The sequence below is a fragment of the Mixta intestinalis genome (assembly GCF_009914055.1).
GTDB classification, from domain to species: Bacteria; Pseudomonadota; Gammaproteobacteria; order Enterobacterales; family Enterobacteriaceae; genus Mixta; species Mixta intestinalis.
In genome coordinates this window covers 1888824-1913895 of the sequence record NZ_CP028271.1, presented here as the reverse complement: position 1 = coordinate 1913895, position 25072 = coordinate 1888824, and the positions used below count along the sequence as shown (strand labels likewise).

Below are 25072 nucleotides of genomic sequence, written 5' to 3'. Positions count from 1 at the left end.
TATGCTTAAAGTCTGTGTAATCTGAGAGGGAAGAGACAGACGATGGCAATGAAGACCAGCGATTTTTTCGTGGAGCGGCTAAAAGCCTGGGGCGTAACCCGTATTTATGGCTATCCTGGTGATGGCATTAACGGCGTGCTGGGCGCCATTCAGCGCGCCAACAAAGCGGGTGCCGGTATTGAATTTATTCAGGTGCGCCATGAAGAGATGGCGGCATTTATGGCGGTGGGCCATGCCAAATTTACCGGCGAACTGGGCGTTTGCCTCTCTACCGGCGGTCCCGGCGCGACCCATCTGTTAACCGGCCTGTATGATGCCAAACTCGATCATGCTCCGGTGCTGGCGATTTCCGGCCAGGCGGAGACCACTTCTCGTGCATCCAGCTATCAGCAGGAGCTGAACCTCGATCGCGTCTTTTCTGACGTGGCAAATTTTGTGCAGGAGGCGGCGGCTCCGGCACAGGTGCGTCATCTGGTCGATCGTGGCGTACGTATCGCAAAAGCGCAAAATGGCGTGGCGGTGCTGATTCTGCCGAAAGATTTGCAGGATGAACCCTGGCAGGCACCGCCGCATCTGCACGGCTTTACCCATTCCGGTCCCGGCTATCAGCGTCCAAAAGTGGTGCCTTATCATGAAGATCTGCTGCGTGCCGCTGAGGTTCTGAACGCGGGAAAAAAGGTGGCGATCCTGATCGGTTCCGGCGCACGCGGCGCGGCGGTAGAAGTGGTACAGGCGGCGAATCTGTTGGGTGCTGGCGTGGCGAAAGCGCTGCTGGGCAAGGATGTGCTGCCGGATGACGCGCCCTTTGTTACCGGTGCTATTGGTCTTTTGGGGACGAAACCCTCATCGGAAATGATGAAACATTGCGATACGTTGCTGATGGTTGGCAGTGGCTTCCCCTGGACAGAATTTCTGCCAGAGGAAGGGCAGGCGCAGGCGGTACAGATCGATATCGATCCGGCGATGCTGGGGTTGCGCTATCCCTGCGAAGTAAACCTGCACGGTGATGCGGCAGAGACGTTGCGTGCGCTGCTGCCGCTACTGAAACATAAGGCGGATCGTCACTGGCAGGAGGATATTGCCCGCCAGGTTCAGGAGTGGTGGCAGGTAATGGAAGAGCGGGCGATGGCACCAGCGAATCCCGTCAACCCGCAGCGGGTAGTGTGGGAAATGTCCCCGCTGTTGCCGGAAAATACCATTGTGACCTCCGATTCTGGCTCCTGCGCCAACTGGTTTGCCCGCGATTACCGGGTGAAGCAGGGGCAGCGTGCCACGCTTTCTGGCGGCCTCGCCTGTATGGGCGCGGCGGTGCCTTATGCTATCGCGGCAAAATTTGCCTTTCCGCACCAGCCGGTAGTGGCGCTGGTCGGTGATGGCGCAATGCAGATGAATAACCTCGCTGAATTGATTACCATACAGAAATACTGGCAGGGCTGGGGCGACGGACGCCTTATTGTCTGTGTTTTCAACAACCAGGATTTAAACCAGGTGACCTGGGAACAGCGTGTGATGGAAGGTAATCCGCGCTTTGAAGCCAGCCAGGATATTCCCAATGTTCATTATGCTGCCTTTGCCGAGATGTTGGGCCTGAAAGGCATCTATGTGGATGACCCGGAAAAGCTCAGTGCAGCATGGCTGGAAGCGCTGAACAGCGATCGTCCGGTGGTGCTGGAATAAAAACCGATCCGGAAGTGGCACCTTTGCCGCCGCATATCACCTTTAAGCAGGCAAAAGCCTTTATGGCATCGATGATAAAAGGCGATCGTGGTGCGGCGCAGGTGATCGGCGATACCGCCAGCCAGTTGCTCAATGAAGTGCTGCCGGGGAAAAAGAAGTAAGGCTGACGCATTAATGCTATCTGCCTGACGGCGATAGCAATTGACGTCGATGTCGTCCGGCCGCCGTGCGCGGTCGGGCTGTGACGCAGCAGAGGTTAAAGCGTGCTTAAAGAGGATAATACAATGCAGGCCACAAATAGCCCCGTCTGGTTAATTACCGGCTGTTCGACCGGCTTCGGTCGTGAGCTGGCGGAACAGACGATAAAACGCGGTTTTAACGTGGTAGTGACCGCGCGTGATGTGCAGAAAGTTGCCGATCTGGTGCAGGGCAATGAGCAGCGGGCTCTGGCATTAGCGCTGGATGTGACCGACAGCGCCAGTATTGATAAGGCGGTTAGCGCCCGCGCTGGAAAAATTCGGCACTATTGATGTGCTGGTGAACAACGCTGGTTATGGTTATCAGGCCTCAATCGAAGAAGGCGTGGAAGCGGAAATTCGCGCTCAGTTTGATGCTAACGTATTCGGCCTGTTCGCGATGACGCGTGCGGTGCTGCCGGTAATGCGTAAGGCGCGTCGTGGCCACGTTATTAATATTACCTCGGTAGCGGGCCTGATGGGCTTCCCCGGTTCCGGTTACTACGCCGCCAGTAAACATGCGGTGGAAGGTTGGTCTGACGCGCTGGCAACGGAAGGCGCGCCGCTCGGCATCAAGGTTACCTGCGTTGAGCCGGGCCCGTTCCGTACCGACTGGGCCGGACGCTCGTTGCATCAGACAGAAAACCGTATCGAAGATTACGCAGAAACTGCCGGGGCGCGCATGAAAAATACCGCCAACTACAGCGGCAAACAGCCGGGCGATCCGGCACGAGCCGCCGCCGCGATGATTGCGCTGGCAGAAAACGACAATCCGCCGCGCCATCTGGTGATGGGGGCCTTTGGTTATGAGGCGGTCACCACTAAGCTGCGTGAACGTCTGGCGCAGATCGAAGCCTGGAAAGAGACAACGCTGGGCACCGATTTTCCGGCAGAATAATGATAAAAGCCGGTTGGTCTGCTTTTAAAGGCCAACCGGCCTTATGGAATATCGCGACACGTGCAGCCACGGTTAAACGGTATCAGTTACGATGCGGACTATTTTTTAATTGACTGTTCTGACCACGAGTTGTTTATGATTAATACCCGGCTCTTTTCCCAAAGTAACCTGTAATTTCTTAGGATGTTTTTTTAGCAGGGTAGAGAGGTTTTTAGCGCCATAGTTTTTAGTTTTAAATGCAGGGATCGCCTGTTTTAGCATGTTGCCTATTTCACTCACCGTTGCCCATTTTTTATCTTTCTGATTATTGATAAAATTTGCAATCATTTTTATAAGTTGTTCTTCGGGCGATGACGCAGATTTAGGGTTGGTTTTTATTTTTTCTTTCGACTGCGCCTCCTTTTCTTTAAAAATATCAGTAATGATAAATTGATTGCAGGCTTTCTGGAAAGGCGCAGGCGTTCGGTCGTTACCGAAACCGATTACCGTCAGGGCTGACTCCCGAAGCCTGATTGCCAGCCCGGTAAAATCACTGTCGCTTGAGATCAGGCAATAGCCATCTAAATCGTTGTTGTATAATAAATCCATTGCATCAATGATCAGGGCGCTATCGGTAGCGTTTTTACCTTTAGTATAGGCAAACTGCTGTACTGGCTTAATGGCATTGTCCTGCAACATTTTTTTCCAGCTGGCGCTTTGCGGCGAGGTGAAATCACCATAGATGCGCTTAATTATGGCATTACCCATAGAGGAAATTTTATTTAAAATATTTTCAATTGTCGCAGGCTGTGCATTATCGCCATCAATGAGTACGGCGAATTTTTTTATTTTATTATTCATGTGTAAATCCTTTTAGATTAACCCCAAAAAAATAAATGTCTGGATAATAATTTATTTATTGTTAATTCAGCCTGAATTATCTTCCTGTCACTTTCGGCTGATAGTTCTGTATCCGGTAGCTATATCATAACCGGTGCTTGTGATAAACGGCGAAATAAGGAAAGTAGTGGTGAAATCGCAGGGATAGGCGTTAACAGCGATAGCTGCCCGGAGCGGGCAGTTAAGCTATTCGACAGGATGATAATATATGAAGCGTTGAGGCGGGGAACGGTTATCCAGCCAGCCTTTTATCCAGCATTCGCGCAATTTTATCCGGCGGCACCGCCTGGCTGAACAGATAACCCTGTAGCTGATTGCAGCCAGCCTCTTTTAACGCCGTCATCTGCCCGTTGGTTTCCACACCCTCGGCTGTTACCGTCAGGCCCATTGCATGGCCCAGGCGTACCACCGACTCAATAATGGCCGCCGAGTTTTCCGCAACGCCCAGCGATTGGGTAAAGGAACGATCTATTTTAATCTTATCCACCGGAAAGTGGCTCAGATAGTTCAGGCTGGAGTAACCGGTACCGAAATCATCCAGCGCAATACGGAATCCCGCTTCACGCAGGGCAATAATGATAGTACGCGCTTCACGCTCATCTTCTATCAGCACGCCTTCGGTAATTTCCAGCTCAATATTGCGTGGATTAGCACCTTCCGACTGAACAATATCCTGAAAACGCTGAACAAATCCGGCAGCGCGAAACTGTAAAGGTGAAACGTTCACCGCAATGGTTAGCGTCGGCCAGCGTAGCGAAACGTGACACGCTTCGCGCAGTACCCATTCCCCGATCTGTAAAATCAGTCCGGTTTCTTCAGCAATGGGGATAAATTCAGAAGGCGGAATCGCGCCGCGCTGGGTATGATGCCAGCGTAAAAGCGCTTCAAAGCCCACTATCTGATTGCCGGAGATATCCATCAACGGCTGATACCATACCTCCAGCCCCTGATGCTGTTGCAGCGCGCTGCGCAGATCGGCGGCAATCTGCTGTCGCGTCTGCACCGATTCGTCCATTGCGCGGGCAAAGAGGCGATACTGACCGCGCCCGTCATTTTTTGCCTCATACAGCGCTATATCCGCTTTGCGCATCAGCTCCTGACGCTCGGTTCCATCCTGCGGGGCCAGCGCTGCGCCGATGCTGACACCAACCCAGGCTTCGCTACCAAGCAGCGTGTAGGGCAGGCTCAGCGTGGTAATAATCTGCTGACAAAGCGTGTCTACAATTTCCAGCTGCTGAACCTCTTCTATCACAATAACGAACTCATCGCCGCCAATCCGGCCTACGGTATCGGATTCGCGCAACAGTGCAGAGAGGCGATGCGCCACTTCGATAATCAAATCGTCACCGGCATGGTGACCATAGGTATCATTGATATTCTTAAAACGATCGAGATCGAGCAGCAGCAGCGCCGTCTGACTGTGACTGCGCGTTGCGCGCGCCAGCGCCTGGGTCAGACGTTCATCAATTAACGCACGGTTGGCGAGGCCGGTCAGTACATCGTGAAAGGCCAGATGCTGTGCCTGCGCTTCGCTGGCTCCCAGCCGCAGCATTGACTGTGCCAGTCGTAGCCGTAGCCGCCAGAGGCGCAGCACCATGCCTGCACAGACCAGCGTAGTGACTAAGAGTACCGCCGCCATCAGCGGAATTAGCAGTTTAAGCATCTGGAGGCCGGGACGTTCAGGAAGCCAGGCAAAGTAGCCCGCTGACACGCCAGGACGTGACATCAGCTGAAAGCGTGCCTGTCCGGGCGGCGCGGTTTTTTCGCCAATATAGTGCAGGTGATTAATCAGGCTGCGCTGTGCCAGCGCATTCAGAAAGCCATCGTCAAGATATTTGATACTGATGAGACGATAGCCGCTTTGCGCATCCTCGCTGCCGATGGCGCCGATCGCCATTAGCGCAGCGCGGCGATCGATACGGGCAAAATCGACATTATCCTCTATTATGCCACTGCCGTGCGGCTGCGGCTGACGCAGCAGCCAGGGCGCAATCGCATCTTCAAACGATCGCCAGCGGCGGTTATCGATGCGCTGGCCGTTCTGCCAGCCAATCAGCACCTCATCCTGTGGGTTGAGGATAAAAATATCCTGATGACCGAACATCTGATACAGCCAGCGGCCTACGTTTTCATCCAGCCAGCGCATATCGAGCTGCGGCTGCTGTAAAAGCTGGCTGAAAGGTGGCCAGTTAGTCAGGCTGTGTAGCTGGCGCTGATGCTCTGTCATGCTTTGCGCAAATGCGGTTTTGATGATGTTTTCCTGCTGAATCACCGCCTCGTGATTACTGTGTTTCGCGGCCCAAAAAACGCTGAAGCTGGCGGTACACCAGATAATCGTCAGCACCAGCGCTAAGGGAAAGAAAACTTCCCGAATAAATTCGCGGCGGAAACTCTCCGGAAGTTGATCTTTATTGAACATTCATCCACCCGCTTTCCGATCCTGATGCCCTAATTGTGACAGATAAAAAATAATTTGCGCCCCACAGATACAGGCGTGGCGGCAACCAGGGGGACAAAGAGTAAAAATGCAGCTGGCGTCCCGATTGATGAGTTTTTCTGATTTTTCTGCCGCGTTGCTTAGGTTTTCATCCGGCTGCCATTAGCGCGTCACCGCATTGTCATTCTGTGACGGTAAAGTGACTGTCAGCGCGGTTCCTGTACGGGATTACTGGTACAAATGAATTCTGTCAGCTATTCTGAATATACCTCAACCTGCTTTAGCCAAAATTTACTGGAGCAGGGTAGCGATACCGCCTGTGAACGTCTGCTGGCGGTGCTACGTCCGGCCAGCCAGGAAGTGGCTGCCGCACTGGCCTGCCGGGAAGGCGAACAGGTCATCCATCTGCGCACGCTGCGTTGGCGAGAAGATGTTCCGGTCTGCATAACCCATCATTTTCTGCCACAGCTTGCCTGGTGGTCACAGCTTCAGCACTATCGCAGTGGATCGCTGCACGATTTTTTACAACAGCGCCAACAGCCGCTTAGCCTGGCGCAAATCCGCATCAGTATGCGCCGCGCACAGGCGAAAGCGTGTCAGCTATTGGTTGTGCCGCTTCAGGCATCGCTGCTCTGTATCCGTACGCTAAGTCGAACCGCAGACGGGCAGCTGGGCGAATATACCGTCAGCCTGACGCGCGGCGACATGACAGAATTAATGCTTGAGCATCAAGCGAAGAATAATGGAGAAGAACAATGAGTTTACTGGCGAGCCTTAACCGCCCCGTAGTGGAGACGCAGCCTGTACTGCGTCGAATTTTAAAAGCGATGAATGAGCCAGGCGTAGCGGTGATGCTGCCCTGTGATGAAGCATGGGAAGGGTTGTCACCTGCGGCTACCGCACTGCTCTCTACCCTGAACGAAGCGGAAGCACCGCTGTGGCTGGATGAGAAACTGAATACGCCTGCGCTGCGTGCCTGCCTGTTGCAGGCCCACGCCGCACCGCTGACTGATAAACTGCCCGCTGCGCTGGCGCTGCTGCACAGCGACAGCGATCCCAGCCTGGCAACTATTTGCGCGCCCGGCGCGACGGTGATCCTGGAGGTGCCCGCGCTGAATGGCGGCCTGACTTTGCGCCTGCGTGGTCCTGGTATTCAGGAGCGTCGTGCTATTGCGCCGCAGCTGCCGCCGCAAACGCTCGCATTTTTGCGTGAATGGCCGATGGACGGGCAGGGCATTAATCTGATGCTTACCTGTGGTGAAATGCTGATGGTGCTGCCGCGTACCGCTCAGATTGAGGTGTGCTGACTGCCGCAGGGTTTGCCGGTGTCGTACTGACGCTGAGCAGAGTAATCACGCTGTCAGGCTGGATTGACGTCAGCTTGCGTTCAGGCAAGAAAAGGGGAGACAGAAAAGAAAAGGTTGGCCCTGCTACAGAGGACCAACCGGGCTTTTGCCGCAGGCGCTAAAACAGATAGTTGAGATTAAACATACCGGAGGTCTGCCTGTAGCTGTGCGTACCGAGGGTACGGGCGATATCCAGTCCGCCGACAAATTTCCGACTCAGCCGGATTTCGCCGCCCACCTTCATTTCCGCCAGGTCTCTTCCTCCCTGCAACCAGTTTTTGCCGCCGTCCATCTGCACGGCAAAATTTTCCGTATTATGGATCCAGCTGGCCTGTACATAGGGCGATAAATACTGACCGGTAACGGCGAGGCGTGCACCCAGATGCGAGGTCAGGATGGTGTTTCCCTGCTGCTGGATAACGGTCCCTTGAGCATTGGTAAAGGCGTTGGCGTGGAAGCCCTGATAGATAAGCTGGGCGTTAGGTGTCAGCGTTACTGCCCCGGCGCTAAAGTGATAACCGCCTTCTACCGAGGCGAGAAAGCCTTTAGCCTTATATTTTTCATTGTCTAAATCGTCGCCTTTTACCGAGTCAGTAAACCAGCCGTGCTGTAGCCACGTATCAACATACGCCCCGCCTGGTGCATCCGCATCGCTTGCCCAGCTGGCATACAGACCGAGGCTGTAGCCGTTAATTTGCCCGCGGGCGCCGTAGCCGCTCAGCGTTGAGCGGGTGCTATTTTTATGGTTGCCATAGCTGACGAAAGTGCCAAGTGTCAGCGCATGCTGGTTTGCGCCGTACAGGGACAGCAGATCGCTGCCAAGCTGGGCCGTATAGGTAGTGCCGCGCGTGGAGAGCTGCCCGCTGTCGTCCTGTCCTTTGCTGTGGCTTCTGATCTGGCGCAGCCACAGCGCCGAATAGCTGTGCTTGCCCGTAGCTGGATCGATGCGCTTCTGTTGAGCGGCGCGGTCAGCATAGCGTAACGAAAACATGCTGTTCATCGCCGCCCGGTTGGCAATATAGCTGCCGCTCTCAGGATGATATACCCTCGTTGGCGTTGGCGTTGGCGTTGGCGTTGGCGTTGGCTGCGGCGTTACGTCCGGAGCAACGGGTGTTACGTTCGAAACTGGCGGTGTTTCCGGGGAGAGAGGCTGATACTGGCTGGTTAAATACCAGCTATTTTCCTTCGGGCGTAAAAAGTATTCATACAGCCCGGCGGTTACGCGCCCCTGCTGTTTAAATTCGGCGGAGGAGGCCCCTTCGACGCGGATCAGCTCAATGCCGTTTTGCGTCAGCGCCCCGGTGCCGTTAGCGTTATTGATGCGGACATAGGTTTTACCGGCGGCATCGCCTTTAATCAGCAGCTTATCCGTAGGCGAGCTGTCGTCGCCCAGCCGGGTATTCATCACGATCAGTGCATCATCGCCGCGATAGTTCCCGTCAACCGTTAGCGTCTGAAAACGCTGCTGCCGATCGTCGAAAGAGAGGGTCGCGCCGTTCAGACTAAGGTTGCTGATATGACTGTCGCCGCTCATATTCCACCTGCTGGTCGCGCCGGATAAGTGCAGATTTATCACGCCGCCGTTCAGCGTATCGGTAATGCCGGTCAGGGATGCGCTATATGCCGGATCGTTGGCGATATTTATTGTGCCGCCATCGGCAACCATTTTGCCCGTGATTGCCAGGCTGGATGCGTTAATTGTCGTTTCACCGCTGGAATAAATGGCATAGACGCGGTTAAAGTTGTCAACGCCGTTACCGGCAGCCTGGTTGTTGTTTTCCAGCACCACCTCGCCATTGATATTTACCTTACCGGTGTTATAGATATGGTAAACAGAGTCCCTGGTATCGTTACTGCTTCTCCCGTACGAGGCGGCAGAGCGCATACCCGCCAGTTCTATTGTTCCTGTATTGTACAGGCCGCAATAATTATCATTGCCGCGCTGATTGGTGCTCGAAACAGTATAGTTTCCATGGATTTTAATTATTCCGCCTTTATTACTAATACCAATAAAGTTATCAACGTGAGCATTATCCATATCCGCCGCCAGCGATGAGCTAATATTTAGCGCCCCGGCAATATCAATATTACCTCCGCCTCCGTTAGATTTACTCTGGTTATCAATACCCGAAAAGCTCGTTGTGCCAGCAACGCCCGACGTAACATGGCGCTGAATAGTAATATCTTTTTTCGCCGCCATAAAACCATACTGGTTGCTGATGCCGCTGCTTTCAAAAGTGTTGTGTAACGTCAGTCGTCCATTTAACGTCAGATTGTTATAGTCAAAAATAGCGATGCCGCTGTTGTTGCGGTCGGGATTCTTGCGCGAGTTAATAATGGTCAGGTCGTTTAAAATCTCCAGCGTCCCGGGCGCATCCCAGCGGGTAACGGCCAGGGCGGCAGGCGCGTTGAGCGCTTTACCATTATCGTTAATGGTTAGCGTATTTTCTGAGTTAAGTCTGACGGTATTGCTGTTAACCGCAACGCTCAAGTTACTAATATTATCAACCAGCGTTACATTGTAATCCTTATTGGTTAGTGAAGGGGGGCTAACATTTTCCACTTCTTCGAGGCTAACGATATCCTTCCAGTTGCTTAAATCCGGGCTGGATAAATCGTAATTAAGCTCATCAACTTGAACTATAGTGATTGATAAGGCTGTCTGAGGAATAAAAAAGGCGGTACCTAAGGCTAACGCGGTGATCCTGGCTAACGAGTTAAGTCTGAACGCAATGGGCGTGGTCATCATAATCAAACAATCCCTTTTTATAATTAACTTCCTGTTTATTTGGTCAATAAGTTATTTATTGATAGTAAATAACTCAGAAAAAATAACCGGAAATTAACTTTTAGTCAAAAGCAGAATTGTAATGAAAATGTGAAAACATATTGTTATGGTCTATTGGTATTTACTTATCGATCGTTGCAATCGATCTTTAAGAATAATTTGTTGACTTAAATCACATAATTCAATCAATAATTAATTGAGTATCAATAATTTAATAACTTTTGATTAAAATTTAAAAATTAATTAATCGCTTCGATAGGATAAACTTTTAATAATGACCAGAGATTAAATAAATTCATGATAAGCACTGAGTGTCGGTTAAAAATCGCTCGAAGAAATCTCACGGTGGCAGGCCTGAGGTGCACGTTTGGACACCATTGGTATCCCCAGGTAAATCCGCTACCAGAAGGTGTCAGCGCAGCTAGTAAATTGACTTAAATCAGAAAATTCAATAATCCCGGCAGAGAGTTTCCCTTAAATAACCTTTTCGTGCTATATTTGTCCCATATAACGCTATTTTTCCATTTAACGAGGCACTCAGACAGGTCATTTTTTTACTGACACAGTGAAAAATTATGCTGACAGATAGTAAGCCATTTTCTCCCTACTTCCCCGGTATCGTTCTGGTTGCACCGATCGCTATCTACGAAACTCACTGGTGCAGCGAGCTGTAGCTTCTTTTAGCTTTCGTTAGCCGCTGTGTGCCCGTTTTCGCCACAACATTCCTGTTGCATACCGCGCCTCAGAACAGGCTGACATTGTCATTTTCATTTTTCTGCTTTCCACCATGCTGAATCCCGATAAAACAGCATATGGCAGGCTATTGTTTGTAATTATGACGTCTTGAGGGAATAAAGATGAAATATTGGTTATTTTTACTGTTTTCCATTATTGCGGAAGTAACGGGTACGCTGTCGATGAAGTATGCCAGCATGAACGGCGGGCAGCTGGGCCATCTGGTTATGTATTTAATGGTTACGCTTTCCTATATTGCGTTGTCGCTGGCGGTAAAACGTATCGCGCTCGGCGTGGCCTATGCGCTGTGGGAAGGCGTCGGCGTACTGCTGATTACGTTGTTTAGCGTAATGTTGTTCGCTGAGCCGCTGCCGCTGATGAAGGCGGGCGGTCTGCTGGTGCTGATTGCTGGCATCGTGCTGCTCAACGGCGGCACCGAAAAAGTCAGCCGTAAAGCAGTAAAAAAAGGAGGCCAGCATGCAACCGCTTAATATATGGCATATCGCATTTTTAATTCTGGCGGTAGTGCTGGAGATAGCCGCTAATATTTTCCTGAAATATTCCGATGGCTTTCGTAAAAAGCTGCCGGGAGTGCTGTCGCTGCTGTTGGTCATGGGGGCGTTCAGCGCGCTGGGGCAGGCGGTAAAAGGTATCGATCTGGCGGTAGCCTATGCGCTGTGGGGCGGCTTTGGAGTGATCGCCACGCTGGGAGCTGGGTGGGCGCTGTTTGGACAACGTCTGCGCCCGCGCGGCTGGGCAGGATTGACGTTGCTGCTGATCGGGATGGTTATGATTAAGCTGGCCTGATATTACCGTTTGAGCCGGTGTGATGGGGCCGCCAGTATGGGGAAAGCACGGCGACGTTCCCATCGCCGCTTGATAGCAACAGCAAAAAGGCACCTGCGGGTGCCTTATTTACTGGATTAGCGAAACGGTGGCTCGTTAAAGGTACGTAATTTCCGCGAGTGCAGTTTATCGCCTTCGGCGCGCAACAGCTCTACCGCCCGAATACCGATTTGCAGGTGTTCAGAAATCGCACCTTCGTAAAAGCGATTTGCCTGGCCCGGTAGCTTAATTTCGCCATGCAACGGTTTGTCGGAGACGCAAAGCATAGTGCCGTAGGGCACGCGAAAGCGGTAGCCCTGAGCGGCGATGGTGGCGCTTTCCATATCTACCGCTACCGCACGGCTGAGGTTAAACCGCAGTGCCGAAGCAGAGTAGCGTAGCTCCCAGTTGCGGTCGTCGGTGGTCACTACCGTACCGGTACGCAGCCGCATTTTGACCTCCTCGCCCGGCATGCCGCTAATTTCTCTGGTGGCGTCATACAGCGCCCGCTGTACTTCAGCGATGCTTGGAATCGGGATATCGGGCGGCAATACCGCATCCAGCACATGATCGTCGCGCAGATAGGCATGCGCCAGCACATAGTCGCCGATCTGCTGGCTTTCACGCAGGCCGCCGCAGTGGCCAATCATCAGCCAGGCATGGGGGCGCAGTACTGCCAGATGATCGCAAATGGTTTTCGCATTAGATGGTCCGACACCGATATTCACCAGCGTGATGCCACGTTGGTTAGGAGAGATGAGATGCCAGGCAGGCATCTGGTGCTTTTTCCACGCCAGATCGGAAAGGGCGGCTTCGGCATTCTCCGTGTCTTTGGTAATCAGCACGCCACCGGCGCAGGAGAGAGCGGTATAAGGGCTGTTCTCATCGGCAATCTGCTCACAGGCCCAGCGCACAAACTCATCAACATAGCGCGTATAGTTAGTGAACAGGATAAACGGCTGAAAATGCTCCGGCGGTGTGCCGGTATAGTGCCGCAGGCGTGCCAGCGAAAAATCGGTGCGCAGCGCGTCAAAGTGGCTCAATGGAAAAATGCTGGTGGTATTAAAAATACCGTCTGCTGTTTCATCACCGATATTCGCCAGATCGGTAGTCGGGAAATGCTTCGCCAGCGCACTGCTCATGGTGCGATCCAGTTCCAGATCGGAACCATCAATGACGTAGGGGAAGGGGATTTCCTGACGTGACGGACCAACCGTAATAATCACATCGTAGTCGCGCTCAATAACCGCCAGCTGCTCGCGCAGGTAGTGGCGCAGCAGCTCCGGTCGCGTAATCGTAGTGGCGAAGCTTCCGGCATGGCTGAAACGCCCCCACGCGCGGCTACGGTTTTTCTGCGGTGAGGTGCCATCCCAGCTGATGCGCAGTTCAGGATAGACAAACAGGCCGTCTGCACGCGCCTGCGCATCGGGCAACTCTCCCTGCTCAATAAAAGCTTTAATCGCATCGCGCAGTGCGTTAACCGCCTGATAGTAAAGCGCGTCCAGCTGCTCCAGCGCCTGGGCGGTATTCAATCCTTCAACGGGTTGGTTGTTCATTATCCCCTCTCCTGAAATTATCGGCTTTGGCTGGAATATAGCGCAGAATCAACGCGTCAGGACGGCTCAGGCGGGCAAAGTTGTGTCTGAACGTAAGCGGAGAGGTAAGCGGCAGGCTCAGGCTGCCGCACAGGATCGGCGCGGCGCTAGTGAATCATATGGCTATGCGCAGGTGCGCCGGTTTGTAACAGCACCACCAGCTGAGAGAGCGGGCTGCTAAGAACAAACTGGTGACAGCCGGTGGTGGACATCAGCTGCGACATTGCGACCGCCAGACTGGCCAGCGCGGTTTCCGGCGGCATATTTTGCTGTTGTAACAGCTCCAGCAGTTCCTGAACGGTATCCTGGCTGGCGGTGGCGACTAACGGTTGCGGTTGTGAGGGTGAAGTTTCATCGCATGGTTTCATACGCGGCGCTCCTGACAGACAAATTCCTGATATACCTGAGCGCTATATATTGGCGCTACCCCATTTTTCAAGAGTGGAAAATCGGGAATTTATCAAATTGTGTGATACCTCGCAGCCCGGCATCCTCGCCTGCCCAGCGCCTGTGGTTATTTTTATGGCGCACGTTGCGGCTACCCGCAGCGGGCGTTTTTAGCCTATTGTTATTTATTGCGTTGTGGCGCAAATGCTGCAACCGTAACAAAGCTTAAGGAGAACCAGGATGAGCGAAGCGATTACCATTGTGGCCACCATTATTGCGAAATCAGGTGAAGCCGATACCGTCGAGCAGGCGCTGCGTAATGCCGTACGTGATGTACATGGTGAGCCGGGCTGTGAGCAGTACACGCTGCATAAAGATCTCGATAAGCCGGGCCAGTTTGTCATGGTAGAACGCTGGGGTTCAGAAGCGCAGCTGCAACAGCACAGTGAAGCACCGGCATTTCTGCGTCTGGTAGAAGAAATTAAAGATCGAGCCGAACTACAGGTGACTAAGCTGAAAGTCCTGGCGGGTTAATTTGGCGCAGGCTGTTGGGTACTCTGCCGACAGCCTGTTTAATGGAGCCTGTCAGCAATCTTCAGCAGCCACCAGCAGGATAAAATATTTTCATTCGCTCTATTACGGGCAGGAGTATGACTGTCGGAAGAAATACTGATGTATTATTTCAGGGCGAATGTTTTATTAAAGTAAATAAATTGTGTTGAAAATTAACAACGGCAGGTCTATTAAATGCTCCGCCGTTGGGAATTGTCATCTTCAGGAACTATTCAGCTATTTATAGCTATCTTATTATCATTCACCTCATTATGAATGATGCGGGAGGTGTTGACTTAACCGCCTCATCAATAAGCAAGCTATACCGAATAATACAGTAATATACCACTTATTTTCCCGTAACGGCCTGTAATGGTGGTAGTTTTTTTAAAATAAAAATAACAATCCGAGAGCATATCTTTATCTTTTGCTGCTTTTTTTTATCCAATATTCAACTGAAGCGATCCAGCTATTCGCTTTATGCCTCCACAGAAGATATAAAAGCGCCCTGTTTATTCGCCTAATTGGATTGGACTATTAAATCAGGGAGAACCAATGCACGAATACTTATTATTTACGCTGGGAGTCGTGCCGCTCTTACTCATGGTCTTTTTAATTCTGAAAGTTAAACTGGCCATTCATTATTCTGTTTTGATCACGCTCGCCCTGACTTACGGGCTGACCTTCTTTTTCTGGCATACGCCAGTAACTACCCTGAACTCCGCTATCGCCTACGGTGCCCTTAAAGGGCTGTGGCCTATCGTCATCGTCATTCTGGGCGCGATTTTCAGCTACAACCTGATGCAGGCTACCCGTGCGATGGATATTCTGCGCGAGGTGCTGGCCAGTATCAGCGATGATAAACGTATTCAGGTACTGCTTATTTCCTGGTGTTTTGGGGGATTTCTGGAAGCGGCGGCGGGTTACGGTACTGCGGTAGCCATTCCTATCGGTATCCTTATTGCGCTCGGCTTTAACCCGATGAAGGCCGCTATCGCCTCGCTGGTAGCCAATACCGTACCGACTGCCTTTGGCGCAGTTGGTATCCCGGTATCCATTCTGGCTGAGCTGGTGAACCTGCCGGTGCATACGCTGGGCGGTACCGTTATTCTGCAACTGGCGCTGTTTAATATCCTGCTGCCGTTTGTGATCGTTTGCATTATCGGCGGTGGCCTGAAAGCGATACGCGGTGTGTTTGGTATCACACTGCTGTGCGGCGTGGCCTCGTTGATCCCGCAATATTTTGTCGCTATCTACCTGGGTGCTGAACTGCCTGCCTTTGCCGGTAGCCTGGTCAGCCTGATCGCCGTCGCGCTGGCGGGCCGTGCCCGTAACGGGAAAACCGATCCGGCCTGGCGTATTGATACGGTACAAAAAAATGAAACTACGCCGCGTTCCGCAGGCGTACTGCTTAAAACCTGCTCTATCTATATCTTTATTTTTCTCTTCGTACTGCTCTGCTCGCCGCTGTTTCCGGGCGTTAAGAGTGCCGTTTCACAGATCGCTTCCGTACTGCACTTCAACCTGGCGAACGGCACTACGTTGGCACTCAGAATTGAGTGGTTAGCAACGCCCGGCGTGCTGATTATTCTGGCGTCTGTTATCGGTGGCTTTATTCAGGGCGCTTCGGCGGGTGGCATGCTGCGCGTGTTCGTGAATACCCTGCTACAGCTTAAAAACTCGATTATCGCCATTATGGCGGTGGTGGCGTTAGCGACGGTGATGGATGTCAGCGGGCTTATTTCCACGCTGGCGCAGACGCTGGTTAACCTGACGGGCGGGGCCTACGTGTTTATTTCTCCGATTATCGGGGCATTAGGTACTTTTGTCACCGGTAGTGACACCAACTCCAACGTGCTGTTCGGGAAGCTGCAAACGATGGCGGCAGAAAAACTGCACATCGATCCAAACTGGCTGGCTGCCGCCAATACATCCGGGGCGACAGGTGGGAAAATGATTTCTCCACAGAGTATTGCTATCGCCGTTTCCGCAGCGCGTATGGAAGGGCAAGGCAGCACTATCATGGCGGGTACCATGAAGTATTGTGCCGCCTACATCATTATTCTTGGGCTGGAAATTGGCCTGTTTTATTACTGGTTCATGGCGTGATAGCTCTGCGACGTGGAGCGAAATAAATAACAAATGAAGCAATGGAGTTCTTATCGTGAACGTTAATTTTTTTGTTACCTGTATCGGTGACGCGCTGAAATCGCGCGTGGCCCGTGACACGGTATTGCTGCTGGAGCAACTGGGTTGCCAGGTAAATTTTCCTGAGAAACAGGGGTGTTGCGGTCAGCCCGCGATTAACAGCGGTTATATCAAAGAAGCCATACCGGGCATGAAGAACCTTATCGCTGCGCTGGAGGAGAATAACGATCCTATCGTTTCGCCAGCGGCTTCCTGTACTTACGCCATTAAAACGTATCCCAGCTACCTGACGGATGAACCCGAATGGGCACGCCGTGCAGAAAAAGTTGCGGCGCGAATTCAGGATCTCACCTCGTTTCTTGTCAATACGCTCGGTATCGTTGACGTTGGCGCTCGTCTGCCGGGCAAGGCGGTTTATCATCCCTCCTGTAGCCTGTTTCGTAAAATGGGCGTGCGGGAAGAGCCGCTGGCCCTACTGAGTCACGTTGAAGGGCTGGAGCTGATGCCATTCAAAGGGCAGGAGACCTGCTGTGGTTTTGGCGGCACCTTCTCAGTGAAAATGGCGGAAATCTCCGGTGAGATCGTTAAGGAAAAAAGCAGCCATTTGATGGAGGCGCAGCCTGACTATCTGATTGGTGCCGATGTCAGCTGTCTGTTGAATATTGGCGGACGCCTGCAGCGCGAAGGCCATCCGGTGAAAGTGATGCATATTGCCGAAGTCCTGATGAGCCGCTAAGGAGAATGTCATGTATTTAAAAACCAGTGATGAAGATTTTAAAATACGCATTCGCCAACAGATTGACGACCCGATCATGCGTAAAGCGGTGGCGAACGCGCAGGAGCGCATCGGCGCTAACCGTCAAAAAATGGTGGATGAGCTTGGCAACTGGGAACAGTGGCGCGAGCGCGCCATGCAGATCCGCGAGCATGTGCTGAGTAATCTGGACGCTTATCTCTGGCAGCTGTCAGAAAAAGTGACTGCCAATGGCGGACACGTCTATTTTGCCAAAACCAAAGAGGATGCCACGCGCTATATCCTGCAGGTGGCACAGGCAAAAAACGCTAAAAAAGTGGTGAAGTCCAAGTCGATGGTGACCGAAGAGATCGGTATGAACCATGTGCTACAGGATGCCGGTATCCAGGTGATAGAAACCGATCTGGGAGAATATATTCTCCAGCTGGACCAGGATCCGCCTTCACACGTCGTGGTGCCTGCGATCCATAAAGATCGCCACCAGATTCGTCGTGTGCTGAATGAGCAGTTGGGCTATGACGGGCCAGAAACGCCGGAAGCTATGACGCTGTTTATCCGTGAAAAAATCCGTCAGGACTTTCTCAACGCTGAAGTTGGCGTTACCGGCTGTAACTTCGCCGTCGCGGAAACCGGATCGGTATGTCTGGTTACCAACGAAGGTAACGCCCGCATGTGCACCACGCTGCCTAAAACGCATATTGCGGTGATGGGGATGGAGCGTATTGCGCCAACCTTTGAAGAAGTGGACGTGCTGATCACCATGCTGGCGCGCAGCGCGGTTGGTGCTCGTCTCACCGGCTACAATACCTGGCTGACCGGGCCGCGTGAAGCGGATAACGTTGACGGTCCGGAAGAGTTCCACCTGGTCATTGTCGATAACGGGCGTTCTGCCGTGCTCGGCTCGGAGTTTCGTGACGTGCTGCGCTGCATCCGCTGTGGCGCCTGTATGAATACCTGTCCGGCCTATCGCCATATTGGCGGTCACGGTTACGGTTCTATCTATCCCGGCCCTATCGGTGCCGTTATCTCGCCGCTGCTTGGCGGTTATGAAGACTTTAAAGATCTGCCTTATGCCTGCTCGCTCTGTACCGCCTGTGACAGCGTATGTCCGGTACAGATTCCGCTTTCTAAACTGATTCTGCGTCACCGCCGGGTGATGGCGGAGGCGGGCATTACGCCGAAAGCGGAACAGCGGGCGATTAAGATGTTTGCCTGGGCCAACAGCCATCCGAAGATGTGGAAGGTGGGGATGATTGCCGGTGCCCATGCGGCCAGCTGGTTTATCAAAGGCGGCAAGGCACCGCTGAACGTCGGCGCGATCCGTGACTGGCGCGAGGCGCGAGATTTGCCTGAAGCGGATGGTGAAAGCTTCCGTAGCTGGTTCAAAAAACATCAGGCGCAGGGGAAAAAGAATGGATAACCGTACTGATTTTTTAACAACGATTGCCGGGGCGCTGGGCCGCGAGCTGCGTACTGTTCCTGATGCACGTCCTGAGCCGCTTAATAACTTCGCTCAGACGCGGCTGACCGAGCTTAGCCAGCAGCAGCGCTGTGATGCGTTTATTGAATTCGCTTCTTCGGTAATGATGGCGTATTGCGAGCTGACCAGTGAACAGGATGCCCCGGAAGCGGCACTGCGTCTGTGTGACAAGTATGGTCATCAGCCGGTGGTGGTCAGCGGGGATGCGCGCTTAGCCGAACTTGGCATTACGGCTCGCCTGCAGGAAGCCTGTGAAGCGGTGATCTGGAACCCGGCGCAGGGTGAGCAGAATATCAGGCTGGCGGAGCAGGCCAAAGTCGGTGTGGTATACGCGGAATATGGCCTGACGGAATCCGGCGGCGTGGTGCTGTTTTCTGCGCCGGAGCGCGGGCGTTCCGTTAGCCTGCTGCCTGAAACCTCGGTTTTCGTTCTGCGTAAAAGCACGATCTTACCGCGCGTAGCACAGCTGGCGACGATACTTCATCAGAAAGCAGAGCAGGGCGAGCGTATGCCATCCTGCGTGAATATCATCGGCGGCCCCAGCTCCACGGCAGATATCGAGCTTATTAAGGTTGTTGGCGTTCACGGCCCGGTAAACGCCGCCTACCTGATTATTGAGGATTGCTGACGGGTAAACCTCGTGCTTTTTCACGTAAGATAAAGATGAAACGCCAGCGCTTAAGCTGGCGTTTCTGTTGTCATATTTCACTCCAACCTTCATTAAGTCACCCGGAGAGTTACTTTCCGTTCCCTTCAGCGCCGCCACGGAATTCGCCGTATTGACCGAGCACTGAGAAAACTTCGCCAGGACCCTGATTTCAGGCTGGGCGTCCCGTTACCGACAATACCTTTGAAAAGGTCGAACCTGAACCGGAGCGTCAGTCCCTTCATGACGGGTGTCGAATAGCGAAACCTGCGGATACGCGCCTAACGCGATGCGGGATTCTTTTCGACTGAAGCGATATTTGAGATACCAGAGGCGTGAACCGCCCGGATTGACGAGCAGATACAGATCATGAAAATCGGTCAGTTTAAAAGGATTATCAGAAGGCTTGATACTACGGATTTTCGCGTCGGACAGGGATATATGGAGTCATTCCATTATCGAACTGAAATGACCCCAAATCAGACCATTAATTTCGCCGGATGCGTAGGGAAAAACAGATACGTATCAGAAAAGATTTTCACGCTAACTTATTGAAACCTAACTGAATAAGGACTTATAAGCACGCCTGAAAACGGGAATTTGGCTCCTCTGACTGGACTCGAACCAGTGACATACGGATTAACAGTCCGCCGTTCTACCGACTGAACTACAGAGGAATCGGTTGATGGCGCGAATATTACGGATTTCTGCCGCCATGTCAAAACCCTTTTGCAGCGTGCCGTATCAACTGGAGAAAGCGTAAGCAGTTCGCCGGATTAATCAGCAGAAGCAGCCCGAAAACGTGGCTTTCTTAAGGTATTGTTGTGGTGGCCTGCGACAATAATTGGCGTATTATATGCTTGCGGCAAGGATGATTGAGCGTGACGACGGTGAAAAAACGAAGTTGTAATAAAGCGTTAAACCGTATCGGAAAGATTTTGCATAATCGCTGACCATTGCCCATCATCATTATTCTCACCTTCATTATTGTCATCGAGTCGATTTTGCAAACTTTACTCGTCAAACTCCGGCACGCCATCGAAGGCACGGCGTGGTATCCGAAACGGCGTTCCTACAAGGTGCTGTTCTGGCGTGAAATCACACCGCTGGCGGTGCCAATCTTTATCGAAAACCTTTGCGTGCTGTTGATGGGCGTGCTCAGTACTTTTCTGGTCAGCTGGCTGGGCAAAGAGGCGATGGCGGGCGTCGGTCTGGCCGACAGCTTCAATATGGTTGTAATCTCCTTTTTCGCCGCGGTCGATCTCGGTACTACGGTGGTGGTTGCCTTCAGCCTCGGTAAGCGTGACGGCGAGCGCGCGCGTGCCGCCGCGCGTCAGTCGCTGGGGCTAATGACCGTGCTTTCGTTGCTGCTGGTGGGGGTGATTGAATTCTATGGCCATGTCATCATTGATGTTATCGCCGGCAGCGCCAGCCCGGAGGTAAAAGAGCTGGCGCTCAGCTACCTGCAAACATCGGCCTGGAGCTATCCGGCGGCGGCTATTGCGCTGATCGGCAGCGGCGCGCTGCGTGGCGCGGGGAACACCAAAATCCCGATGCTGATTAACGGCGGTATGAACATCCTGAATATCATTATCAGCGGCGTGTTGATTTACGGCTGTTTCTCCTGGGAAGGGCTGGGTTTTATCGGTGCCGGGCTGGGGCTGACGATAACGCGTTATATCGGCGCGATTAGTGTCATTATTGTGTTAATGGTGGGATTTAATCCGGCGCTGCGTATTCCGCTGCGCAGCTACTTTAGCCGCTGGAACAGTAAAATATTGATGGAAGTGCTGGGCATCGGCGTTCCGGCCAGCATCGAGTCCGTGCTGTTTAACGGGGGTAAACTGCTGACGCAGGTATTTGTCGCCGGGATGGGCACCAGTGAAATCGCCGGTAACTTTATTGCTTTTTCAATCGCCTCGTTGATTAACCTGCCGGGCAACGCTCTGGGATCGGCTTCAACGATTATCGTCGGGACGCGCCTCGGTAAAAATCAGGTATCGCAGGCGACACTTCAGTTGAAACACATCTTCTGGTTGTCCACTTTGGGGCTCTGCGTGCTGGCTTTCCTTTCGGTGCCCTTTGCCGGGCTGCTGGCGCGTTTTTATACCCATGAGGCAGACGTTATAGAAGTGGTGAAAAAACTGGTCTGGCTGAATGCCGCCTGCATGCCGATCTGGGCTGCTTCATGGGTGCTGCCCGCCGGACTGAAGGGCGCACGCGATGCCCGTTATACCATGTATGTATCGATGCTGAGTATGTGGGGAGCGCGCGTAGTGGCAGGTTACGTGTTAGGCATCATGCTGGGGATGGGCGTGGTCGGCGTCTGGTTAGGCATGTTCCTCGACTGGATGGTGCGCGGCGTCTGCTTCTGGCAACGTTTGGCCAGCGGCAAGTGGCTAAAAAAATACTGGAAGTCTGCCGGGAAAAGTGTCGAAGCAGAGCAGGGTACATCGTCATAAATGAACAGGCGGCTCCCTGATTGCCTGCAAAATCGGCAGGGAGCCGCCTGTTTGGAAAGGATTACAGCGAAGAAAGCACATGACGCTGCGCTTTCCAGCGCGCTTCCACCTTCTCTGGCTCATGTAGCTTAAAGGTCACGCCAGTTGCGACTTCCGCGTAATCAGAGCGGTGCACCATAATATTGCCAATGTCGATTTCAAACACCGCCAGCTTCAGGTCGGTTTCATTTTCAGCAATCTGAATGGCGCGCCCACGCATCTCAATAATGCCTTTATCGTAGGCCAGCGCTACGGAAAGGCGGCCATCACGGCGTAAATTTTCGCTGGTATGCGAGTCAGGCCACAGCGCGACGCGCAGCGTCTGACGATCGACCGCAAATACTTCCCCCAGACTAAGCTGAGCAGCGTGCGGCCAGCCTTCGGCATCCACGGTAGAGAGTCGTACTGCTTCATTAACCGGCTGTGGCGTAATCTCGCCGCGCAGTCGATTAAATACCGCCTCCGGCAGCTCCACGATCGGTTCTGGACGGGTGTAAACCTCGCTTTGACTTTCCATGATGCCTCCATAACATTTTTTAAACATAGCGCTGAGTATAGACGCTGAGAGCGAGTGTGTTGTCAGCCGGTTTTCTGAATAACCCGCCGGACAAGTGAAACATGCCGTTTGCGCTTAGCCAGCGGTGTAGAAAGGAAAATGCTCTGGCAAGGGGGATATAAAGCGGCAAATCCGCTGTCTGGGCAGATGAACATCAATCTGAGCAGGTTACTTATCTGTGCTGCGGTTGAATTTTTCAACCGCTATGTTCCATTTTAAAATTGCAGTTTCCATTTTAATACGATGTTCAAATGAGCATCCGCGCCTGAACTACCTTTTTTCAGCTCATCTTTTTTAGATGTTATCCTTGTGGCTTACCTGCAATATCTATATTTAATTGATTGATGATTAATGGTTTTTTCTTGAAGTTGTTGCCTGATCGGTAAAAAACCCCTCACAGTTAGCCTGCAAACGTTACTGCCAATTTCCTTATATTTGATCTGTCTCGCAAAACGAATTAAATATTTCATTTATTTTGTTTGTGAAAAATAATTACCGTGATGAAGAAACCGCATACTTCCGTTATCACGTAGTACGTCATCCTGGCGGGATAATTTTTTTAACCGTTCGCTGACAGAACACAGGCAGACGCACAGATCATTGAATGTTTCGTACGGTGCGGCAGGCAAAGAATTGATGAAAGTAGAGCAGGGGTTCCCCCGGTTTAAACGCGACAGGCTCTTGAGAGTTGTCACTATTAGCAGTTGAGATCATGGAGAAAAGTATGGCTGGCATCGAAAAGTTGCAATATTTGGTTGGTGGGCAATGGCGCGACTCTAAAACCGAGCGCTATATGGATGTATACAACCCAAGCACCGGCGAAGTCATGGCAAAAGCGCCGTGCTGTACTGAAAAAGAAGTATTGGATGCTATCGAAGCCGCTAAAAATGCCTTTCCGGCATGGTCAAATACCCCGGCGATCAAGCGTGCGCAGATCATGTACCGTGTGCGTGAATTGCTGATGCAACATGAAGAACGTCTGACTGAACTGGTGGCGAAAGAAAACGGCAAGGCCTGGGGCGATGCGCATGGTGACGTTCTTAAAGCCAAAGAGGGAACCGAGCTGGCCTGTGCTATCCCAACGTTGATGGCGGGCGAAAACCTGATGGACGCTTCCGCTGGTATTGATACCAATCTTTATCGTGAACCGATTGGCGTATTTGCTGGCATCGTACCGTTTAACTTCCCGGCGATGATCCCGATGGGCTGGATGGCGCCGCTCTGTATCGCAGCAGGTAATACGCTGGTCATTAAAGCAGCCAGTATGACACCGATGACCTGTATGGAAATTACCAAACTTTATCAGGAAGCGGGCATACCGGATGGCGTTATTAACATCGTAACCTGCTCGCGTAATGAAGCCGATCTTCTGCTGACGCATCCTGATGTCAGCGGCGTCTCTTTCGTTGGTTCTACTTCGGTTGGCCTGCACGTTTACTCCAAAGCCGCTGCGCATGGTAAACGCGTACAGGCGCTGTGCGAGGCGAAAAACCACGCGCTGGTGCTGGACGATGCGCCCATTAACCGTACCGCTGCCGGGATTATTAACGCGGCCTTTGGCTGCGCGGGTGAACGCTGTATGGCGCTGCCGGTCGTTGTCGTACAGGATGAAATCGCCGATAAGCTGATTGCTGCCGTGGTGGAAAAAGCTAAGCAGCTGAAAATTGGCCCGGGCTATCTGCGCGATACCGATATGGGGCCGGTAATATCCAAAGATCATAAGCAGTCCGTGATTAACTGGATCAATAAAGGTATTAAGGAAGGCGCTAAAGTGGTGCTCGATGGCCGCAACATCAGCGTGGCAGGCTATGAGCAGGGTTTCTACGTTGGGCCAACGATCCTCGATCATGTTACGAAGGAGATGAGCGTCGGTACTGAGGAGATCTTCGGGCCGGTGCTGTGCTTTAAGCGTGTAAAATCGTTTGAAGAGGGGCTGCGCCTGATGAACGAAAACCCATTTGCTAACGGATCGGTCATTTTCACCCAAAGTGGCTACTATGCCCGTGAATTCCAGAAACGCACCCATGGCGGTATGGTTGGCATCAACGTAGGCATTCCGGTTCCGGTTGGCGTGTTCCCGTTCTCAGGCCATAAACAGTCGTTCTTTGGCGATCTGCACTGTCTTGGCAAAGATGGCGTGCGTTTCTACACCGAATCGAAATGCGTCACTTCACGCTGGTTTGATGAAGAGGAAGCCAAACGTGAAAAAGTCGATTCCTGGGACGGAACAATTTAAACTTCGCGCTAAATAAATGGTTACTCCGGATATTGCCGCAGCGGTATTCGGAGTTAACGCCAGCAAATGCTGTTCCGCATAAATCTTTCCTTTGCATTTACTTTAAACTCTGGCATCTCCTGAATCTCCTCCCCACAAAAAATTTTTCATGGTTTGAAAGGCAAGTCTGCTATATCAGAAGGGGCCTCAGCCGCAAAGCTTCTGTGAAAAATTCCGGATGTAGGGAGACGTGGCAGGGATCGAACTTTACCGTCAATGCTCCCCTTTACTGCCTCAGTTCGCCGGTCGATGTTGTGCCTCATCGTGAATTCCCGGTTGCTGATAACCGACATCCTTTAGAGTATCACTTGAATATTTCTCCAGTTGAGGCTGGATACATTCTGACGCAGCGCTACC

At 52.3% G+C, this 25072-nt stretch carries 17 protein-coding genes, 1 tRNA gene and 3 pseudogenes; 13 read left to right on the top strand and 8 right to left on the bottom strand.

All coding sequences use genetic code 11. The features are described from left to right. Positions 1–42 precede the first annotated feature (42 nt). Together C7M51_RS09105 and C7M51_RS09100 are read left to right on the top strand one after the other, a co-directional pair. Positions 43–1838 (top strand): annotated as a pseudogene (locus tag C7M51_RS09105) (thiamine pyrophosphate-requiring protein). A 123-nt stretch (positions 1839–1961) separates the two neighbouring features. Then, positions 1962–2811: pseudogene (locus C7M51_RS09100) on the top strand (oxidoreductase). Positions 2812–2916: 105 nt separating this feature from the next. On the opposite strand, the gene C7M51_RS09095 reads toward C7M51_RS09100, so the two are convergent. Together C7M51_RS09095 and C7M51_RS09090 are read right to left on the bottom strand one after the other, a co-directional pair. Then, positions 2917–3651 (bottom strand): NYN domain-containing protein, encoded by a 735-nt coding sequence (locus C7M51_RS09095; protein ID WP_160621499.1) that lies wholly within the window; start codon positions 3649–3651, stop codon positions 2917–2919. Between the two features lie 271 nt (positions 3652–3922). Continuing rightward, positions 3923–6109, bottom strand: a complete 2187-nt coding sequence (locus C7M51_RS09090) for a putative bifunctional diguanylate cyclase/phosphodiesterase (RefSeq protein WP_160621498.1) — start codon at positions 6107–6109, stop codon at positions 3923–3925. Positions 6110–6367: 258 nt separating this feature from the next. Here C7M51_RS09090 and C7M51_RS09085 point away from each other — a divergent pair, with 258 nt between their 5' ends. After that, positions 6368–6886, top strand: a complete 519-nt coding sequence (locus C7M51_RS09085) for a UTRA domain-containing protein (protein ID WP_160621497.1) — start codon at positions 6368–6370, stop codon at positions 6884–6886. Beyond that, complete coding sequence (gene phnH / locus C7M51_RS09080) at positions 6883–7434, top strand: phosphonate C-P lyase system protein PhnH (RefSeq protein WP_160621496.1); 552 nt, start codon at positions 6883–6885, stop codon at positions 7432–7434. The genes C7M51_RS09085 and phnH overlap by 4 nt, the downstream gene beginning before the upstream one ends. 157 nt (positions 7435–7591) lie before the next feature. On the opposite strand, the gene C7M51_RS09075 is transcribed toward phnH, so the two are convergent. Continuing rightward, a complete protein-coding gene (locus C7M51_RS09075; protein ID WP_160621495.1) occupies positions 7592–10222 on the bottom strand; it encodes an autotransporter outer membrane beta-barrel domain-containing protein in 2631 nt (876 codons plus the stop codon). Positions 10223–11118: 896 nt separating this feature from the next. On the opposite strand from C7M51_RS09075, the gene mdtJ reads away from it, so the two are divergent. Further along, positions 11119–11487, top strand: coding sequence for a multidrug/spermidine efflux SMR transporter subunit MdtJ (gene mdtJ, locus C7M51_RS09070; RefSeq protein WP_160621494.1), 369 nt, complete (start codon positions 11119–11121; stop codon positions 11485–11487). Further along, a complete protein-coding gene (gene mdtI, locus C7M51_RS09065) occupies positions 11474–11803 on the top strand; it encodes a multidrug/spermidine efflux SMR transporter subunit MdtI (RefSeq protein ID WP_160621493.1) in 330 nt (109 codons plus the stop codon). The genes mdtJ and mdtI overlap by 14 nt, the downstream gene beginning before the upstream one ends. A gap of 116 nt (positions 11804–11919) precedes the next feature. Here the strand turns inward: mdtI and C7M51_RS09060 are convergent, their stop codons facing one another. Together C7M51_RS09060 and C7M51_RS09055 are read right to left on the bottom strand one after the other, a co-directional pair. After that, positions 11920–13377, bottom strand: a complete 1458-nt coding sequence (locus C7M51_RS09060; protein ID WP_160621492.1) for an AMP nucleosidase — start codon at positions 13375–13377, stop codon at positions 11920–11922. A gap of 146 nt (positions 13378–13523) precedes the next feature. Then, on the bottom strand, positions 13524–13784 hold the full coding sequence (locus C7M51_RS09055; RefSeq protein WP_160621491.1) for a hypothetical protein: 261 nt from the start codon (positions 13782–13784) through the stop codon (positions 13524–13526). 259 nt (positions 13785–14043) lie between these two features. Between C7M51_RS09055 and C7M51_RS09050 the strand changes: the two genes are divergently transcribed. From C7M51_RS09050 to C7M51_RS09030, 5 genes are all read left to right on the top strand, one after another. Then, positions 14044–14337, top strand: a complete 294-nt coding sequence (locus C7M51_RS09050; protein WP_160621490.1) for a putative quinol monooxygenase — start codon at positions 14044–14046, stop codon at positions 14335–14337. Positions 14338–14910: 573 nt separating this feature from the next. Beyond that, on the top strand, positions 14911–16464 hold the full coding sequence (locus tag C7M51_RS09045; RefSeq protein ID WP_160621489.1) for an L-lactate permease: 1554 nt from the start codon (positions 14911–14913) through the stop codon (positions 16462–16464). 55 nt (positions 16465–16519) lie between these two features. Beyond that, positions 16520–17239, top strand: a complete 720-nt coding sequence (locus tag C7M51_RS09040; RefSeq protein ID WP_160621488.1) for a (Fe-S)-binding protein — start codon at positions 16520–16522, stop codon at positions 17237–17239. Positions 17240–17249: 10 nt separating this feature from the next. Next, positions 17250–18677 (top strand): LutB/LldF family L-lactate oxidation iron-sulfur protein, encoded by a 1428-nt coding sequence (locus tag C7M51_RS09035; protein ID WP_160621487.1) that lies wholly within the window; start codon positions 17250–17252, stop codon positions 18675–18677. Beyond that, positions 18670–19365, top strand: a complete 696-nt coding sequence (locus C7M51_RS09030; RefSeq protein ID WP_160621486.1) for a LutC/YkgG family protein — start codon at positions 18670–18672, stop codon at positions 19363–19365. The genes C7M51_RS09035 and C7M51_RS09030 overlap by 8 nt, the downstream gene beginning before the upstream one ends. Before the next feature lie 258 nt (positions 19366–19623). Here the strand turns inward: C7M51_RS09030 and C7M51_RS09025 are convergent. Then, positions 19624–19824 (bottom strand): annotated as a pseudogene (locus C7M51_RS09025) (Arm DNA-binding domain-containing protein); the annotation flags it as partial. Between the two features lie 160 nt (positions 19825–19984). Next, positions 19985–20060, bottom strand: a tRNA-Asn gene (locus C7M51_RS09020). 327 nt (positions 20061–20387) lie between these two features. Between C7M51_RS09020 and C7M51_RS09015 the strand changes: the two genes are divergently transcribed. After that, on the top strand, positions 20388–21845 hold the full coding sequence (locus C7M51_RS09015; RefSeq protein WP_160621485.1) for an EmmdR/YeeO family multidrug/toxin efflux MATE transporter: 1458 nt from the start codon (positions 20388–20390) through the stop codon (positions 21843–21845). A gap of 61 nt (positions 21846–21906) precedes the next feature. Here C7M51_RS09015 and C7M51_RS09010 read toward each other — a convergent pair whose 3' ends face one another. Then, positions 21907–22401, bottom strand: coding sequence for a pyridoxamine 5'-phosphate oxidase family protein (locus C7M51_RS09010; RefSeq protein ID WP_160621484.1), 495 nt, complete (start codon positions 22399–22401; stop codon positions 21907–21909). Positions 22402–23164: 763 nt separating this feature from the next. On the opposite strand from C7M51_RS09010, the gene C7M51_RS09005 reads away from it, so the two are divergent. After that, entirely contained in the window at positions 23165–24676 is a 1512-nt protein-coding gene (locus tag C7M51_RS09005; protein WP_160621483.1) for a CoA-acylating methylmalonate-semialdehyde dehydrogenase, read from the top strand. Positions 24677–25072 lie beyond the last annotated feature (396 nt).

Excerpts from the sequence above, each read along its gene's own strand:
- C7M51_RS09035 (WP_160621487.1), top strand. The coding sequence starts at position 17,250 with ATGTATTTAAAAACCAGTGATGAAGATTTTAAAATACGCATTCGCCAA.
- C7M51_RS09060 (WP_160621492.1), bottom strand. The coding sequence starts at position 13,377 with ATGAACAACCAACCCGTTGAAGGATTGAATACCGCCCAGGCGCTGGAG.
- C7M51_RS09005 (WP_160621483.1), top strand. The coding sequence starts at position 23,165 with ATGGCTGGCATCGAAAAGTTGCAATATTTGGTTGGTGGGCAATGGCGC.
- C7M51_RS09095 (WP_160621499.1), bottom strand. The coding sequence starts at position 3,651 with ATGAATAATAAAATAAAAAAATTCGCCGTACTCATTGATGGCGATAAT.
- C7M51_RS09050 (WP_160621490.1), top strand. The coding sequence starts at position 14,044 with ATGAGCGAAGCGATTACCATTGTGGCCACCATTATTGCGAAATCAGGT.
- C7M51_RS09075 (WP_160621495.1), bottom strand. The coding sequence starts at position 10,222 with ATGATGACCACGCCCATTGCGTTCAGACTTAACTCGTTAGCCAGGATC.
- C7M51_RS09090 (WP_160621498.1), bottom strand. The coding sequence starts at position 6,109 with ATGTTCAATAAAGATCAACTTCCGGAGAGTTTCCGCCGCGAATTTATT.
- C7M51_RS09055 (WP_160621491.1), bottom strand. The coding sequence starts at position 13,784 with ATGAAACCATGCGATGAAACTTCACCCTCACAACCGCAACCGTTAGTC.
- mdtJ (WP_160621494.1), top strand. The coding sequence starts at position 11,119 with ATGAAATATTGGTTATTTTTACTGTTTTCCATTATTGCGGAAGTAACG.
- C7M51_RS09030 (WP_160621486.1), top strand. The coding sequence starts at position 18,670 with ATGGATAACCGTACTGATTTTTTAACAACGATTGCCGGGGCGCTGGGC.
- C7M51_RS09045 (WP_160621489.1), top strand. The coding sequence starts at position 14,911 with ATGCACGAATACTTATTATTTACGCTGGGAGTCGTGCCGCTCTTACTC.
- C7M51_RS09085 (WP_160621497.1), top strand. The coding sequence starts at position 6,368 with ATGAATTCTGTCAGCTATTCTGAATATACCTCAACCTGCTTTAGCCAA.
- C7M51_RS09010 (WP_160621484.1), bottom strand. The coding sequence starts at position 22,401 with ATGGAAAGTCAAAGCGAGGTTTACACCCGTCCAGAACCGATCGTGGAG.
- phnH (WP_160621496.1), top strand. The coding sequence starts at position 6,883 with ATGAGTTTACTGGCGAGCCTTAACCGCCCCGTAGTGGAGACGCAGCCT.
- mdtI (WP_160621493.1), top strand. The coding sequence starts at position 11,474 with ATGCAACCGCTTAATATATGGCATATCGCATTTTTAATTCTGGCGGTA.